We start from the raw sequence: 14,303 nt of genomic DNA, 5'->3' as shown, positions 1-14,303 counted from the left end.
TTGAAAAGTGTTTTGTACTTTTAAAACCAAAATTGTAAACCAAAATGGCAAATCCATTAATTAAAATAACTGACATCAAACGAAATTTTGTACTTGGTAATGAAATCGTTTATGTCTTAAAAGGAATTAATCTGGAAATAAATAAAGGAGAATATGTCGCTTTGATGGGGCCTTCGGGATCTGGAAAATCAACATTAATGAATTTATTAGGTTGTTTAGATACGCCAACTTCCGGACGATATATTTTGAATGAAAAAGATGTAAGCCAAATGCGGGATGATGAATTAGCTGAAATCAGAAATAAAGAAATTGGCTTCGTTTTTCAGACCTTTAATCTTTTGCCAAGAACAACTGCACTTGATAATGTTGCACTTCCTATGATTTATGCCGGTCATGGAAAATCAGAAAGAATTGCACGCGCTACAGAAGTATTGACACAAGTTAATCTTGCAGACCGAATGGATCACCAGCCGAATCAACTTTCTGGAGGACAACGTCAGCGTGTTGCAGTTGCACGTGCTTTAGTAAACAAACCTTCGATTATTCTAGCCGATGAACCAACAGGAAACTTAGACAGTAAAACTTCTGTAGAAATCATGAAGCTTTTTGGTGATATTCATGCACAAGGAAATACTGTTATTCTTGTAACCCACGAAGAAGACATTGCGGCGTATGCGCACAGAGTTATCCGTTTAAGAGATGGAGTAATAGAAAGTGATACGACGAAATAGTTTAACCGTTTATTCGGTTAATTGTTTAATCGCAACGAAAAAAAATCTTAACGTTTTAGCATCTTAAAAATTGATCTAAAAAACATTGAATACGAATCATAAAATATTTTTTACTAGCTTTTTTGATTTTGACATCATGTAAAAATGTTTCAAAAAAAGAAAATGATTATCAAGAAATACCACCCAAAGCACCTACAACAAAAATATTGTGGCTAAACGATAAAATAGAAAGTATAAAAACAGACCCCACTTTGTCCTATTCTAAAGGCATTAAATGTGATTCTGTCATTGGAGTAAATTACATTGGGTTTTCAGGTGAACATTTTTTTAATCCTATTAATGAAAAAGGTCAATATATAAGTACAATTAAGCAAACACAAAAACTAAATCAGAATCAGGTTTCAAGGTTAAACTCAATCATTGGGAATAAAAAAACCTACGAAAATCCAAACATAGCAGGTTGCTATGAACCAAGACTTGCATTTATATATTTTAAAAATAATACTGTAATTTGTCAAACCCAAATTTGCCTAAGCTGTAACCAGCTGAATTCTTCCGCACATATTGCTGATGAAGTTGATGGCAATCTCAATGAAGAAGCTGTTAAAAAATTAACTGAACTTCAAAATGAGCTTGGTTTAACAAAAAACTAATTTAAAAAACTTAGCATCTCAGCACCTTAGAACCTTAGCATCTTAAAAAAAAATGAAAGTATATACCAAAACAGGCGATAAAGGAACAACAGCACTTTTTGGAGGCACACGTGTTCCTAAAGACCACATCAGAATTGACAGTTACGGAACTGTTGATGAATTGAATTCCTATATCGGATTGATTCGTGATCAGGAAATGAATGCTCATTATAAAACCATTTTAATAGAAATTCAGGATCGTCTTTTTACGGTTGGTGCCATTTTGGCAACTCCTCAGGAAAAAGAAGTTTTAAAAAATGGCAAACTTCGATTAGAAAATCTTGGAATAATTGATTCAGATATTGAATTGCTCGAAAACGAAATAGATAAAATGGAAGAAAGCCTTCCACCAATGACTCATTTTGTTTTACCAGGCGGACATTCAACTGTGTCACATTGTCATATTGCACGCTGTATTTGTCGTCGCGCAGAGCGTTTGGCAGTACATTTAAGCCATAATGAACACGTTCCTGAAATAGCAATCAAGTACTTAAACCGACTTTCTGACTACCTTTTTGTCTTGGCACGGAAGTTGTCGTTTGACTTAAAAGCGGAGGAAGTAAAATGGATTCCTCGCAAGTAAACGGTCACAGTTTTTCATTTTTCAAATTGCTAACTGAAACTGAAAACTGATTACGAATAGGGACGTTCTTAAATTTTATTAAAATAAATCAAAATTTACTTGTCTTTTTCAGTAAAAAATTTATTTTTGCACAAACTAAACAGATAACAGATGTATTGGACATTAGAATTAGCATCTTATTTAAGTGATGCGCCATGGCCTGCTAACAAAGACGAACTTATTGACTACGCTATTAGAGCTGGTGCTCCATTAGAAGTAGTAGAAAACCTTCAGTCAATAGAAGACGAAGGCGAGATATATGAATCAATGGAAGAAATTTGGCCTGATTATCCAACAGACGAAGATTATCTTTGGAATGAGGATGAATATTAAAAAATAAACCAAAGGAAAAAGTCTCATCACAGAGACTTTTTTTTTGGTTCAAATACATATAAAATAATAAAGAAATACAATAAATCATGAGTTTCATAAACAGTATTATTAAAGTCTTTGTGGGTGATAAATCACAGAAAGATGTCAAAGCTTTACAACCTTACTTAAACAAAATTAAAACATTCGAAACTCCTTTAATGAGTCTTTCAAACGACGAATTAAGAGGAAGAACCGTTTATTTTAAAGATAAAATAAAAGAAGCCAGAGCTGACAAAGATGCTAAAATCGCTTCGCTAAAAGCAGAAGTAGAAAACATCGAAGACATTGATAAAAGAGAAGATCTTTATGATGCTATTGATGCTCTTGAAAAAGAAGCTTATGAAATCTCTGAAAAAACTTTATTGGAAATTCTTCCGGAAGCTTTTTCTGTAGTAAAAGAAACAGCTCGTCGTTTCAAAGAAAACTCACATATTGAAGTTACTGCAACTGCAAAAGACCGCGAGTTTTCTGCAACAAAACCTTACATCACAATTGACGGCGAAAAAGCGATCTGGGCAAACAAATGGAATGCTGCTGGAAAAGATATCACTTGGGACATGATTCACTACGATGTTCAGTTAATTGGTGGTATGGTATTGCACGAAGGTAAAGTTGCCGAAATGCAAACGGGAGAAGGTAAAACTTTGGTTGCTACTCTTCCACTTTACTTAAACGCTTTGACAGGAAACGGAGTTCACTTAGTAACGGTGAATGACTACTTGGCAAAACGTGATAGTACTTGGAAAGCTCCTCTATTCGAATTTCACGGTTTATCTGTTGACTGTATCGACAACCACCAACCAAGTACAGAACAAAGAAAAAAAGCATACGACGCTGATATCACTTACGGAACCAACAATGAGTTTGGTTTTGATTACTTAAGAGATAACATGGCGCACTCGCCTAGCGATTTAGTTCAAAGAAAACACAATTATGCTATTGTCGACGAGGTCGATTCTGTATTAATTGATGATGCAAGAACACCGCTTATTATTTCAGGGCCAGTTCCGCAAGGAGATCGTCACGAATTCAACGAATTGAAACCAAAAATCGAAAACTTAGTTGCACAACAACGTCAGTTAGCAAATGGTTTCTTGGCAGAAGCTAAAAAATTAATCAAAGAAGGTAATACTAAAGATGGTGGTTTCCAATTATTAAGAGCTTACAGAAGTTTACCTAAAAATAAAGCATTAATTAAATTTTTGAGTGAAGAAGGAATCAAACAATTGCTTCAAAAAACTGAAAATCAATACATGCAAGATAACAATCGCGAAATGCACAAAGTGGACGAAGCTTTGTATTTTGTGATTGAAGAAAAAAACAATCAGGTAGAATTGACTGATAACGGTATCCAATACCTTTCAGGAGATACTGATGCCGATTTCTTCGTTTTACCAGACATCGGAACTGAAATCGCTGCGATTGAAAAACAAAAATTAGACAAAGACGCTGAAGCTGAAGCAAGAGAAAGATTGTTCCAGGATTTTGGAGTAAAAAGCGAGCGTATCCATACTTTAACACAGCTTTTAAAAGCATACGCTTTATTCGAAAAAGATGTAGAGTATGTGATCATGGACAACAAAATTATGATTGTCGATGAGCAAACAGGTCGTATCATGGATGGCCGTCGTTATTCTGACGGTTTACACCAAGCGATTGAAGCAAAAGAAAACGTAAAAATCGAAGCTGCAACTCAAACTTTTGCAACTGTTACATTACAGAATTATTTCAGAATGTACAGCAAATTAGCTGGTATGACGGGTACTGCTGTTACAGAAGCTGGAGAGTTATGGCAAATCTATAAATTAGATGTTGTTGAAATTCCAACTAACCGTGGAATTGCAAGAATTGATAAAGAAGATTATATCTATAAAACTACACGTGAGAAATTCAACGCTGTAATCGAAGACGTTACTGAATTATCAAACGCAGGAAGACCTGTATTGATTGGAACAACTTCTGTAGAGATTTCAGAATTATTAAGCCGTATGCTTAAAATGAGAGGAATCACGCACAACGTATTGAATGCTAAAATGCACAAGCAAGAAGCACAAATCGTTGAAGAAGCAGGTAAAGCGGGAGTTGTAACGATTGCAACAAACATGGCTGGTCGTGGTACCGATATTAAATTGTCTCCAGAAGTAAAAGCTGCGGGAGGTTTAGCAATCGTGGGTACAGAGCGTCATGATTCACGTCGTGTTGACAGACAGTTACGTGGTCGTTCTGGTCGTCAGGGAGATCCGGGAAGTTCTCAATTTTATGTTTCTCTTGAAGATAACTTAATGCGTTTATTCGGTTCTGAAAGAGTAGCGAAAGTAATGGACAGAATGGGATTGAAAGAAGGTGAAGTTATTCAGCATTCTATGATGACTAAATCCATCGAACGTGCTCAGAAAAAAGTAGAAGAAAACAACTTTGGTGTTCGTAAACGTTTATTAGAATATGATGACGTAATGAACTCTCAACGTGAAGTAGTTTACAAACGTCGTCGTCATGCATTGTTCGGAGAACGTTTGAAACTGGATATCGCGAATATGCTTTATGATACTTGCGAATTAATCGTAAGCAACAGCAAAGTAGCTAATGATTTTAAAGGATTTGAATTTGATTTAATTCGTTATTTCGGAATCACATCTCCAATTCCTGAAGCAGATTTCACAAAATTATCAGATATTGAAGTTACAGGTAAAGTATATAAAGACGCTTTAGCTTTCTACACTGAAAAAACAGAAAGAAGCGCAAGAGAAGCTTTCCCAATCATCAAAGGAGTTTTTGAAGAACCAAACAACCATTTCGAAAGAATTGTAGTTCCATTTACAGACGGAATCAAAACTTTGAATGTAGTTACTGATTTGAAAAAAGCTTATGACAGCCAAGGTGCTCAGTTAATTGCTGATTTCGAGAAAAACATCACACTTTCAATTGTTGATGAAGCTTGGAAAAAACACTTACGTAAAATGGACGAATTGAAACAATCTGTTCAATTGGCTGTTCACGAACAAAAAGATCCATTGCTTATTTACAAATTAGAAGCTTTCAACTTGTTTAGAGGAATGTTGGACAACGTTAATAAAGAAGTTATTTCATTCTTGTTTAAAGGTGATTTACCTGCTCAAAACGTTACTTCTGAAATTCACGAAGCAAGAGAAGTTCGTCAAAAAGAAAACTTACAATTAAGTAAAGACGAAATTCCAAACAGCGAAAGCATGAACCGTGAAGCTGGAGAAACGCAACAACGTCAGGTTACTGAAACTATCGTTAGAGATATGCCAAAAATCAACCGTAATGATACGGTTACCGTTCAGGAAGTTGCAACGGGCAAAACTGAAGAGATGAAATTCAAAAAAGCAGAAACGCTTTTAGCTTCAGGAGCTTGGGTTTTGGTTAAATAATAAATATTGAAAACCTTCTTTGTATAAAGATTGCTTTCAATTAAATTTAAAAACAGCTGTAATTTTTATTACAGCTGTTTTTTTTATACAAAATGACAAAAATCATTCTTGTAAATAATATTTATAATGTATTTTTGCTCTCGAAAACAACGAAACACACTTTGAAACGACTTTTCGTCATATTTCTTTCCTGCATGCTATTAGTTCCTTCTTTTGGCAGTTTTTTTGTTTATGCCTCATTCAAATTAAATCAGGAAGAAATTTCAAAAACAATCTGTGTACAGCGTAAAATGGTTTTCAATACCTGTAACGGTCGTTGTGAACTTCAAAAAAGCTTAAAAAAATACGCTGATAACGAAAAAAGAATGCAAAACAATCTGAAAGAAAAAACAGATGTTGTTTACATTCAGACTTCCATTTTGAATAATTTCAAATTAACGGCACCTATCGAATCAAGAACAAAAATTTTCGCTTCTTTCGATAAAAAACCTATTGCCGTTTCCAATACGACTTTTCGCCCTCCATCCTATTTTATATAAATTTTTATCTGGCTTTTCGCCAAAACTGAAAACCTATTTTTTTGATGTATTTCAAAGAAAGATGGTTACTCTTTAAAATTTATATAATCTAAAATGAAAAAGATATACTTTTCCCTATTAATTATAGGGCAATGTGTTTTTGCTCAAAACAAAACGGAGCAAGACACAACAAAATCGCATGAACTTGAAAATGTTTTTGTAACTGCCAATCGTACAGCAACTTTAAGAAAAGAAACTCCTGTTGCAATCAGTAAATTAACTGCAAAAACCATCAATGAAGCCAAAGCTACAGCGGTTTACGAAATCATAAATAAAACTCCTGGTGTCTTGATGGTAAATCTAGGAAACGAACAACATATGATGTCTATTCGTCAACCCATGACTACGAATGCTTACTATTTATATTTGGAAGACGGATTGCCAATTCGCCCGATGGGAATTTTCAATCACAACGCTTTATTAGAAATAAATCAATATAATTTACAAAGTATTGAGGTTGTAAAAGGTCCAGTTTCTTCTTTATACGGACCTGAAGCTGTTGGCGGAACAATTAATTTGATTTCGATAAAACCACCAGTTGATCCAGAATTTAAATTTGGGATTCAGGCGGATAATTATGGCTACAGAAGATTTCAGGCAGCCGGCGGAGCAACAATTGGAAAAGTTGGTTTTCATATTGCCGGAATTTCAAGTTTACAAGAAAATGGCTGGATGACCTATTCTGATTATAACAAAGACAATCTGAATGCAAGAATTGATTACAACATTTCTCCTTCTACCCGATTGATTAGCAATACCATGTACGGAAAATATTATTCGGATATGAGCGGCACAGTCAATGAAGAAGCTTTCAATAATAGAACTTATAAAAGCACTTCTGATTTCACCTATCGAAAATCAGATGCTTTGCGAACTCGTTTAACGTTAGAACATGACTGGAACGAAAATTCGAGCAGTTACATTACGGCTTATTTACGTGACAATAAATTAGGCCAAAATCCATCATACGGAATCAAATGGAGCCCAACAGTAAATCCGACCAAAGCGACAGGTGAAGTAAATTCAAACAACTTCAAAAGTTATGGTGCAATTGGACAGCATACTCAAAAGTTTGATTTCTTAAACACCAAAATTGTTGCCGGAGCATTATACGATTATTCTCCAGTAACATATTGGTCGTATGTAATTGATTTAAAAGCCAATTTAAATCCGGGAGAGCCAGGAAAACAAACGGTAGATTCTTATCAAATTATTGCTGAGCATCCAGATTCTAAACTTTCGGATTATACTGCTGATATTTTCAACACAGCCGGTTACGCACAAATCAGCTTTAATCCAATTAAAAAATTAGTTATTACTGTTGGAGGACGTTATGATAATATGAAAGTTAATTATGATAATGCAATTGATCTATCTACAGGAAGCAAAGTTTATGATAAAGCCACTTTTAAAGCAGGAGCAAATTACAATCCGCTTGAGTTTGCTGGTTTTTATGGCAATTATTCGCAAGGTTTTGCGCCTCCTGGAATTACTTCAATTTTTAGAGCGAAACCGGGAACTGGAGGAACAACAGGCGTCCCAGCTGAGTTTTATTACAATCTAAAACCAGCAGATTTTGATAATTATGAAATTGGAGGATGGCTGTCATTCTTAGAAAACAAACTGAACTTTGATTATGCTTTTTATTATATGGAAGGCAAAAATGAATTACTAAACATAAGACTTCCAGATAACTCAACAGATTATCGTTCGGCTGGGGAAACGCGTCATAAAGGAATTGAGTTTGGTGCTTCATACAAACCATCAAAACAATTCAATATTCGTCTTGGCGGAACTTATGCACAACATACTTATATTGATTTTAAACTTTCAGACAAACCATCGGATCCAATTCAGGATTTGAACGGAAAAGAAATGCCGTCAGCTCCAAAATGGTCAGGAAATTCAGAAGTAAGTTATTACCCAAACTGGCTTCCTAATCTAAGAACATCTTTAGAATGGCAACTTGTTGGCAGTTATTATCAAGATCAGATCAACACCGTAAAATATGATGGGTACAATATTTTCAATGCCCGAATTGGTTATCAATGGAAAAAAATCGAGGTTTACGGAAATGTGCTAAATCTTACTGACAAACTATATGCATACAATGTTTCCAGAACAAATGTTGCCAATGCTCAGCCAACTTATACAGCGGCAGCACCACGAACTTTTGTATTCGGAATTCAATATAATTTTTCATTAAAAAAATAATATTTAGCCACAGATTTTAAGGATTAAAAAGATTTCTTAATGATAAAAATCCGTTTAATCTGTGAATCCCGATAGCTATCGGGAGTGGCCAAAAAAAAGCAACCAATGAGTAAAGAAACAAACAAAAAATCTTCGAAGAAGATCCCGAAAACTTTCGGGACTAAATTCATCAAAAAAATCAAACAAGACATGTACAAATGGCATCGTGTTATTGGTTTAATTACGATTATTCCTGTGATCTTCTGGACATTTTCAGGTTTGATGCATCCGTTTATGGCGCATTTTTTCAAGCCAGAAATTGCTCATGATAAAATTGAACAATCAATTATTGATAAAAGCCAACTGCATTATTCAATTCAGGAAGTTTTGCTAAAAAACGAAATATCGCAATTCAAAAATTTTAGAATTGTTACTTTCAATAATGCGACTTATTATCAGGTAAAAACAATTCTGGGCGAACTTTGGTATTATGATGCTTCAACTGCCAAAAGGCTAGAAAATGGAGATCGAAAATATGCCGAATGGCTTTCTCGTTATTTTTTAGACGATCAAAAAAGTCCGGTGAAAAACAGTGAAATTGTAACCGAATTTACTTCGCAATACAAATATGTAAACCGCTATTTACCTGTTTACAAATTAAGCTTTGACCGTCCTGACGCCATGCAGGTTTATGTAGAAACTTCATCGAGCAAATTGGCTACTTACAATCCAACATCTAGACAATTTTTTATCTGGTTCTTCGATACTTTTCATAATTGGTCTTTTATCGATGCTATCAGCAATAACAGTGTCCGAATTATTACGATGATTTTCTTATTGTCAATTATTGGATTTTCAGCCTTGAGCGGTATTTTAATTTATGGTTTGCTTTGGAAACAATTCAAAAAAACAGATAGTGTAGCGCCAAAAAAAGGTTTGAGAAAATATCACCGCCAAATTGGAATCTGGATTTCTCTTTTTACTTTGACTTTTGCTTTCAGCGGTGCTTATCATGCGACGACAAAATGGGCGCCATATACGTTGTCACAAATGGTTTATGAACCAACCTTTGTAACCAAAGAAATTCCTGGAGCAAATAATAATCTTGATTTAGACTGGAGTCGTTTCCAAAATATTAGCATAATTACATTAAACGACACCACCTATTATCGTTGCCAATTACTTGAAAACGAAAATAAAAGATTCAAAAAGCCAAAATCAGATTCGAAATGGAATAAAAAAGAAGATTCAAAATCTGAAGTGGTTTACATTAACGCAACAACAAATAAAATTACACCAAATTTGGATTTAGAATACGCCGAATTTTTAGCTTATTATTTTACCGATGGAGCACCAAAAGCTTCGTGTTGTGAAATGATTGACACATCAGAAGATGATTCTCAGCCTTCATTCGAAAACATAAAATTACTAGAGTCAAAAGTACTAACCGATTTTGAAAGCAGAGAATATGGCTTTGTAAACAAAAGGCTTCCGGTCGTAAAATTAGCTTATGACACACCTGAAAAAACAACTTATTTTATTGAAACTTCAACCTCAAGATTGGCTGCAGTAATCAATAATTCAGATAAAGTTGAAGGTTATTCTTTTGCTATTTTACACAAATTTTTATTTATGGATTGGGCTGGAAAAAACATTCGAGATTTAGCAACTGTTTTGGCCGCGCTTTCAATTTTAATTGTGAGTGTTTTAGGTTTTATTCTTTTTCTTAAAAAGAAATAAAAGATTTTAAGGTTCTGAGTTCCTAAGATTCTAAAAATAGAAACTAGGAATTCAGAATCTTTTTCTAAATTTGATCATCAAATAATCTTACAAATAAAATTGAAAAAATATTTAAAGCCTTCGTTGCCCTTTTTAATGACATTGTGCTTTAGCTATTTTTTCATTTTAATGATTAAAATTACCCTTCAATACATTCCATTCAGGAATGATGTCGCTTTTCTTCAAATAAAACAGACGGAAGTTACCGAAATCCCTTTTTACACCACTTTCTTTTATATACATGTATATTCGGCTATCTTTGTTTTGCTTGCCGGATTTACTCAGTTTAATTCCGGTTTATTAAAGAGAAAGCCTGCTATTCATAGGAATATCGGGAAGTTATATGTATTTATTGTGCTATTTTTAAGTGCTCCCTCGGGCTTATTTATTGGCATTTTTGCGAATGGCGGTTTTTATTCAAAAATTTCTTTTGTCACCTTATCAATCTTATGGTTTTACTTTACGCTGAAAGGTTTTTTAACCATTAAAAACAAAAACATCAAACTTCACAAGGCTTTTATGCTTCGAAGTTTTGCTTTAACATTTTCAGCGATAACTTTACGTTTTTGGAAGGTTTTTCTTGTATATTTGTTTCAGCCTTCACCAATGGATGTTTATCAAATAATAGCCTGGCTCGGTTGGGTGCCTAATTTATTGATCATTGAATATTATCTTTATAACCAATCCAAAAAATGAAAAACCTTCTTTATTTATTTGTTGCCGTTTTATTATTTTCATGTAATTCTAAAGAGAAAAAAGACACTAAAAATACTGCAGACAATTTAGTAACCGATGAAATCCGAACAGATTTATATGGTTCGTGGGTTGGTGGCTTTGTTGTTGCAGAACGTGACACAACCCGACCTGTAACAGAAATGTATAGTAATAAAATCAATATCCTTATAAAAAAAATTACTTCTACAGAAGTTACCGGACAAAGTATTGTTGCTGGAAATATCAGGCCCCTTAAAGGATTTATGAAAAAACAGGTAATACATTTTATTTTACTCTTAAAGAACCTGGAGATGATAAAAATGATGGTGTTTTTACCTTTGAAATTCAAAAAGATACACTCTTGACTGGAACATGGACTGCTTACAATTCTAAAAAAGAAGTTACAAAGAGAAAATTTGAGCTATTAAAAAAAGAGTTTAAATACGATCCAAATGCAATGCTTTCTGAAGACATATATATGGATTTTCAAAATCCTAAAGAACCTGAGCAGAAAGAAGAAAAAATTAAAAAAGATACAATTAATGAAGACGAAGAGTATGACGATTCTGATTCGCCACTTTATAGAGGAGCCTCAGATGTTGTTTACACGATTAATTCTTCAACAACAAAATTAAAAGAAAGCCAATTAAAGAATTTGAAAAAACTAGATTTAGAAATTCTTAGAAATACAATTTTTGCCAGACATGGACTTTCTTTTAAAACTAAAACTGTACGTCAATTTTTTAATGATGAAGAATGGTATATTCCAGTTTCAACAAATGTAAACGATCAATTAACTGCCGTTGAAAAAGAAAATATTGCATTATTAAAACGTTTTGAAAAATACGCAACAGATAGTTACGAATCTTTTGGAAGATAGTTTAAAAAAAGGTACTAAGTTACTAAGGTACTGAGGCACTAAGTTTTCCCAAACACTGTTTCATAAAAAAAACTCAGCAAGACACACTTCAATGTGTTTAGCTGAGTTTTTTTTTCAAGATACTAAGCCTCAAAAAAAACTTAGCATCTTAGAATCTTAGTACCTTAGAAACTTAAAAAAAATTATCTTGGATTATCTTGATAATAACGTGCTTCGATTCTTTTAATATCCCGAATTGAATTTTTGGCCCAATCTAAGCGCTTCACTAAAATTTCTTCTTCAGATAATTGCCATTTGATGTCAGATCTTCTAAGTCTGTTTGTCAAACTTTGAATAATAATTGCGGCTGAAACCGAAATATTCAGACTTTCGGTAAAACCGACCATTGGTATTTTTAAAAAACTATCGGCATTATCCATAATTTCTTGTGACAAACCTTCTTTTTCTGTTCCAAAAAATAAAGCGCTTGGTTTTGAAATATCGAAATCTTCCAACATCGAATCTTTTTCGTGCGGCGTTGTAGCGATAATTTGGTAACCTTTATTTTTTAAATCAGAAAGACATCCGGAAACCGAATCAAATCGGTTGATATCTACCCATTTTTGAGCTCCAAGTGCAATTTCTTTATCGATTCTTTTTCCGAAACGCTGTTCGATTACATTCAATTCCTGAATTCCAAAAACCTCACAGCTTCGCATTACAGCGCTTGTGTTGTGCATCTGAAAAACATCTTCTACAGCAACTGTAAAATGTTTGGTACGATTTTCCAAAACATGCAAAAACCTTTCTTTACGGTTATCAGTTAATATATTTTCAAGAAATTCGAGGTAATCTAAATCAATCATTTTATTTCTGTTTGCGGCAAAAATAACAATAATTGTTATATTGGACAAAGTGACTTCTTATGGACTCAAATTCATTTATAGATCTAAACTGGTATGGTTTAAGTCCTCATTATACTCAAATCGGTTATTTTTACTGATTCGAAGAATTTAACCAATCTTCATTTCTCACTAACTACAACCAAACAACAACTTTTTAATGAAACCGCATTTTTACAAAATACTTTTTTTTCTTTTCCTGAGTTCATTTTCCTGCGTCGCACAACAAAACGTAGAAATTCCGGTGGGAAACGGCTGGAGCAGCAACTCTGTCAATACAGTAAAATTTAGAAAAAACGCTTTAACGACTTTTAAAGATTTTCAATTTATAGCCTATTATGATAATGACGGCTCGGTAATTTTAGGCAAAAGAAAACTAAATTCAACTAATTGGGAAATTGTAAAAACACCTTACAGCGGAAATGTAAAAGATGCGCATAATACGATCAGCATTGCAATTGATGGTGATGGATATTTGCATATCAGCTGGGATCATCACGACACAAAACTTCGATATGCAAAAAGCAAATCTCCATTAAGCTTAGATTTGGATAAAGAAGAATCAATGACCGGAATTGCTGAACAAAAAGTAACGTATCCAGAATTTCACAATCTGCCAAACGGGAATTTAGTATTCTTTTATCGCTCAGGTGCTTCGGGACGAGGAAATATGATTCTTAATTTATATTCGGTAAAAGAAAAAAAATGGTCGCAACTGCAAAGCAATTTATTAAACGGCGAAGAGCAAAGAAGTGCGTACTGGCAGGCAAGAGTAGATAAAAAAGGCACAATTCACCTTTCATGGGTTTGGAGAGAAAGTTGGGATGTTTCGACGAATCACGACATTTGTTATGCACGTTCTTTTGACGGTGGTTTAACCTGGGAAAAATCAAATGGAGAAAAATACAATTTACCTATTACTGTCGCATCGGCAGAAATTGCCTGGAAAATCCCAGAAAAATCAAGTTTGATCAATCAGACTTCAATGATTGCAGATGCAAATGGAAATCCTTATATCGCTAACTATTGGACTGAAAATACTATTCCGCAGTTTCAGATTGTTTACTTAGAAAATGGTGTTTGGAAAAAATCAAACACAGGTTTCAGAAAAACCCCTTTTTCTCTTGGAGGAGGAGGCACAAAAAAAATTCCAATTTCCAGACCTGATTTATTAATTAAAGAAGAAGGAAAAAACCGCAATTTATATTTGCTTTTTAGGGATGCTGAAAGAGAAAACAAAGTGTCTATAGCTTATACCAATTTAAGCCAAAACAATTCATGGAAAGTAACTGATTTAACCACAGCGTCCATAGGCGAATGGGAACCTAATTATGATATTTCGCTTTGGGAAAAACAAAAAAAACTTCATATCTTTCTTCAAAATGTAAATCAGGTTGATGGCGAAGGTTTAGCCAAATCAGAACCGACAATGGTCAGGGTTTTGGAAGTGAATCAGCTGCCTAAATAAT

General features: G+C 33.9%; 13 protein-coding genes. 12 read left to right on the top strand and 1 reads right to left on the bottom strand.

Annotated features, from left to right (window positions below):
• The first annotated feature begins 44 nt into the window (after positions 1-44).
• The 11 genes from ACNFIH_RS17810 (at position 45) to ACNFIH_RS17760 (ending at position 11,953) form a co-directional block, all read left to right on the top strand.
• Positions 45-731 carry an ABC transporter ATP-binding protein gene (locus ACNFIH_RS17810; protein ID WP_426484134.1) on the top strand — a complete coding sequence of 229 codons (687 nt, stop codon included), beginning with the start codon at positions 45-47 and terminating at the stop codon, positions 729-731.
• 128 nt (positions 732-859) lie between these two features.
• Positions 860-1,384 (top strand): hypothetical protein, encoded by a 525-nt coding sequence (locus ACNFIH_RS17805; protein WP_426484133.1) that lies wholly within the window; start codon positions 860-862, stop codon positions 1,382-1,384.
• Between the two features lie 52 nt (positions 1,385-1,436).
• Positions 1,437-2,006 carry a cob(I)yrinic acid a,c-diamide adenosyltransferase gene (locus ACNFIH_RS17800; RefSeq protein ID WP_035647914.1) on the top strand — a complete coding sequence of 190 codons (570 nt, stop codon included), beginning with the start codon at positions 1,437-1,439 and terminating at the stop codon, positions 2,004-2,006.
• Between the two features lie 150 nt (positions 2,007-2,156).
• The gene (locus ACNFIH_RS17795; protein WP_007138072.1) at positions 2,157-2,378 is read left to right on the top strand and encodes a DUF2795 domain-containing protein; all 222 of its coding nucleotides are present in this window, start codon (positions 2,157-2,159) and stop codon (positions 2,376-2,378) included.
• Between the two features lie 86 nt (positions 2,379-2,464).
• Positions 2,465-5,809, top strand: a complete 3,345-nt coding sequence (secA, locus tag ACNFIH_RS17790; RefSeq protein ID WP_426484132.1) for a preprotein translocase subunit SecA — start codon at positions 2,465-2,467, stop codon at positions 5,807-5,809.
• A 92-nt stretch (positions 5,810-5,901) separates the two neighbouring features.
• Positions 5,902-6,348, top strand: coding sequence for a hypothetical protein (locus tag ACNFIH_RS17785; RefSeq protein WP_426484131.1), 447 nt, complete (start codon positions 5,902-5,904; stop codon positions 6,346-6,348).
• Positions 6,349-6,441: 93 nt separating this feature from the next.
• Entirely contained in the window at positions 6,442-8,601 is a 2,160-nt protein-coding gene (locus ACNFIH_RS17780) for a TonB-dependent receptor (protein WP_426484130.1), read from the top strand.
• A 105-nt stretch (positions 8,602-8,706) separates the two neighbouring features.
• Positions 8,707-10,320 carry a PepSY domain-containing protein gene (locus tag ACNFIH_RS17775; protein WP_426484129.1) on the top strand — a complete coding sequence of 538 codons (1,614 nt, stop codon included), beginning with the start codon at positions 8,707-8,709 and terminating at the stop codon, positions 10,318-10,320.
• Positions 10,321-10,419: 99 nt separating this feature from the next.
• Positions 10,420-11,055: a DUF2306 domain-containing protein gene (locus tag ACNFIH_RS17770; protein ID WP_426484128.1), complete on the top strand. Its 636-nt coding sequence runs from the start codon at positions 10,420-10,422 to the stop codon at positions 11,053-11,055.
• The gene (locus ACNFIH_RS17765; protein ID WP_426484127.1) at positions 11,052-11,438 is read left to right on the top strand and encodes a hypothetical protein; all 387 of its coding nucleotides are present in this window, start codon (positions 11,052-11,054) and stop codon (positions 11,436-11,438) included. Before ACNFIH_RS17770 ends, ACNFIH_RS17765 begins: the two co-directional genes overlap by 4 nt.
• Complete coding sequence (locus tag ACNFIH_RS17760) at positions 11,435-11,953, top strand: YARHG domain-containing protein (RefSeq protein WP_426484126.1); 519 nt, start codon at positions 11,435-11,437, stop codon at positions 11,951-11,953. The genes ACNFIH_RS17765 and ACNFIH_RS17760 overlap by 4 nt, the downstream gene beginning before the upstream one ends.
• 182 nt (positions 11,954-12,135) lie before the next feature.
• Here ACNFIH_RS17760 and ACNFIH_RS17755 read toward each other — a convergent pair whose 3' ends face one another.
• On the bottom strand, positions 12,136-12,798 hold the full coding sequence (locus ACNFIH_RS17755; RefSeq protein ID WP_426484125.1) for a TrmH family RNA methyltransferase: 663 nt from the start codon (positions 12,796-12,798) through the stop codon (positions 12,136-12,138).
• Positions 12,799-12,994: 196 nt separating this feature from the next.
• On the opposite strand from ACNFIH_RS17755, the gene ACNFIH_RS17750 reads away from it, so the two are divergent.
• Positions 12,995-14,302, top strand: coding sequence for a BNR repeat-containing protein (locus tag ACNFIH_RS17750; protein ID WP_426484124.1), 1,308 nt, complete (start codon positions 12,995-12,997; stop codon positions 14,300-14,302).
• Position 14,303 lies beyond the last annotated feature (1 nt).

This window comes from Flavobacterium sp. 2 (genome assembly GCF_049949195.1).
GTDB lineage: Bacteria > Bacteroidota > Bacteroidia > Flavobacteriales > Flavobacteriaceae > Flavobacterium.
The sequence above is the reverse complement of the archived record's forward strand: the minus strand, read 5'-3'. Positions and strand labels throughout refer to the sequence as shown.

Coding starts and splice junctions, on each gene's coding strand:
- secA (WP_426484132.1), top strand. CDS start 2,465: ATGAGTTTCATAAACAGTATTATTAAAGTCTTTGTGGGTGATAAATCA.
- ACNFIH_RS17795 (WP_007138072.1), top strand. CDS start 2,157: ATGTATTGGACATTAGAATTAGCATCTTATTTAAGTGATGCGCCATGG.
- ACNFIH_RS17775 (WP_426484129.1), top strand. CDS start 8,707: ATGAGTAAAGAAACAAACAAAAAATCTTCGAAGAAGATCCCGAAAACT.
- ACNFIH_RS17780 (WP_426484130.1), top strand. CDS start 6,442: ATGAAAAAGATATACTTTTCCCTATTAATTATAGGGCAATGTGTTTTT.
- ACNFIH_RS17765 (WP_426484127.1), top strand. CDS start 11,052: ATGAAAAACCTTCTTTATTTATTTGTTGCCGTTTTATTATTTTCATGT.
- ACNFIH_RS17755 (WP_426484125.1), bottom strand. CDS start 12,798: ATGATTGATTTAGATTACCTCGAATTTCTTGAAAATATATTAACTGAT.
- ACNFIH_RS17785 (WP_426484131.1), top strand. CDS start 5,902: ATGACAAAAATCATTCTTGTAAATAATATTTATAATGTATTTTTGCTC.
- ACNFIH_RS17810 (WP_426484134.1), top strand. CDS start 45: ATGGCAAATCCATTAATTAAAATAACTGACATCAAACGAAATTTTGTA.
- ACNFIH_RS17750 (WP_426484124.1), top strand. CDS start 12,995: ATGAAACCGCATTTTTACAAAATACTTTTTTTTCTTTTCCTGAGTTCA.
- ACNFIH_RS17800 (WP_035647914.1), top strand. CDS start 1,437: ATGAAAGTATATACCAAAACAGGCGATAAAGGAACAACAGCACTTTTT.